We start from the raw sequence: 2,251 nt of genomic DNA, 5'->3' as shown, positions 1-2,251 counted from the left end.
GCAGGGGCAGGCAGCAGGCGAGCGCGACGGCACGTAGGCGCATGCGCCCATCGTCAGCGCGGCGCCGGGGGCAGCGGCAGCGGCACGCCGGGCAGGCCGTCGATGCTGGTCGCGATGTGGTCCTTCTTGGCGAAGTAGGCGCTCAGCGACTCGTCGTCCTCCCGGGAGAACCGCTGGCCGTGCAGCTCCCGGTCGCTCTCGTAGGCCATGTACGGCACGGCGAACCCGCACGCGTCCCGGATCAGCCGGGCGGTCACCACGACGATCGCCCGCAGGCCGTGGTCCGACGGCTCGATGTCCGGGAAGCGTGCCAGCAGATCCGGGAAGCGGACGTCGTCGCGCAGGACCGCCTCCCCCGTGCCGTGCACCCGCAGCACGGTCGGCGGGCCCTGGAACGCGCACCACATCAAGGTGATCCGGCCGTTCTCCCGCAGATGCGCCACCGTCTCGGCGTTGGAGCCGGCGAAGTCCAGATAGGCGACCGTCCGCTCGTCCAGCACGGCCAGCGAGCCCTTGAGGCCCTTGGGGGAGAGGTTCACCGTGCCGTCGGCGGCGAGCGGCGCCGTGGCGGTGAAGAAGACGGGTTGCGCCTCGATGAACACGCGGAGCCGGTCGTCGATCCTGTCGTATGACTTACCCATACCTCTTATCCTCCAGCCGAGTTGAGCGGCGTGTACACCGATATCCGATGCGTGGACGCCGTCATCCTGGTGCCCCGCGACACGGGGCCGATTGACGATTCATGCGGAGAACTGCATAATCATGCATAGCGACGACGTGCGACGTGCCAGGGTGATCGACGTACCACGGTGATCGCGTCCCATCGGCCTTCCGGCAACGAGGAGCACAGCAAGTGAGCAGCAACAGCGGTGACGTCCGCCTCTGGGGCGGCCGGTTCGCCGACGGGCCCGCCGAGGCGCTGGCGAAGCTGTCCGCGTCGGTCCACTTCGACTGGCGGCTGGCGCCCTACGACATCGCGGGCTCCCGCGCGCACGCGCGTGTGCTGCACCAGGCCGGTCTGCTCACCGCCGACGAACTCGAGCGCATGATCGCCGGCCTCGACCAGCTGGAGCAGGACGTAGCCTCCGGCGCCTTCACCGGAACCATCGCCGACGAGGACGTGCACACCGCCCTCGAGCGCGGCCTGCTGGAGCGGCTCGGCCCCGACCTCGGTGGCAAGCTCCGCGCCGGCCGGTCGCGCAACGACCAGGTCGCCACGCTCTTCCGCATGTACCTGCGCGACCACGCCCGGATCGTCGGCGGCCTGATCGCCGACCTCCAGGACGCCCTGGTCGGCCTCGCCGAGGCGCACCCGGACGTGGCCATGCCGGGCCGCACCCACCTCCAGCACGCCCAGCCGGTGCTCTTCGCCCACCATGTGCTGGCCCACGTCCAAGCGCTGTCCCGGGACGCCGAGCGGCTGCGGCAGTGGGACGAGCGCACCGCGGTCTCCCCCTACGGCTCCGGCGCGCTGGCCGGTTCCTCGCTCGGCCTCGACCCGGAGGCCGTCGCCAAGGACCTCGGCTTCGAGCACGGCTCCGCCGCCAACTCCATCGACGGCACGGCCTCCCGCGACTTCGTCGCCGAGTTCGCGTTCATCACCGCGATGATCGGCGTCAACGTCTCCCGGATCGCCGAGGAGATCATCATCTGGAACACGAAGGAGTTCTCCTTCGTCACCCTCCACGACGCCTTCTCCACCGGCTCGTCGATCATGCCGCAGAAGAAGAACCCGGACATCGCCGAGCTGGCGCGCGGCAAGTCGGGCCGCCTGATCGGCAACCTCACCGGCCTGATGGCCACGCTGAAGGCCCTCCCGCTCGCCTACAACCGCGATCTCCAGGAGGACAAGGAGCCGGTCTTCGACTCCATCGACCAGCTCGAGGTCCTGCTGCCCGCCTTCACGGGCATGATGGCCACCCTCACCGTGCACCGCGAGCGCATGGAGGAGCTGGCCCCGGCCGGATTCTCGCTCGCCACCGACATCGCCGAGTGGCTGGTCAAGCAGGGGGTGCCGTTCCGGGTGGCGCACGAGGTGGCCGGTGAGTGCGTCAAGGCCGCGGAGGCGGAGGGCAAGGAGCTCGACGAACTGACCGACGAGCAGTTCGCCAAGATCAGTGAGCACCTCACGCCTCAGGTGCGGACGGTCCTCAACGTTCCCGGGGCGCTGGCCTCCCGGAACGGCCGCGGTGGCACCGCCCCGAGCGCGGTCGCCGTCCAGCTCGCCGAGGTCAAGCAGAACCTCGCCGCC

At 70.2% G+C, this 2,251-nt stretch carries 2 protein-coding genes; one reads left to right on the top strand and one right to left on the bottom strand.

From position 1 onward, the window contains the following. Positions 1–53 precede the first annotated feature (53 nt). Entirely contained in the window at positions 54–641 is a 588-nt protein-coding gene (locus HW445_RS27685; protein ID WP_180223603.1) for a pyridoxamine 5'-phosphate oxidase family protein, read from the bottom strand. Positions 642–853: 212 nt separating this feature from the next. Between HW445_RS27685 and argH the strand changes: the two genes are divergently transcribed. Next, positions 854–2,251: argininosuccinate lyase (argH, locus tag HW445_RS27680; RefSeq protein WP_180223602.1), on the top strand; the 1,398-nt coding region annotated here is incomplete at its 3' end.

Source organism: Streptomyces sp. UH6 (assembly GCF_013421635.1).
Taxonomy (GTDB): domain Bacteria; phylum Actinomycetota; class Actinomycetes; order Streptomycetales; family Streptomycetaceae; genus Streptomyces; species Streptomyces abyssomicinicus.
Note: the sequence above shows the minus strand (reverse complement) of the source record. Positions and strands in the feature narration are given on the sequence as shown.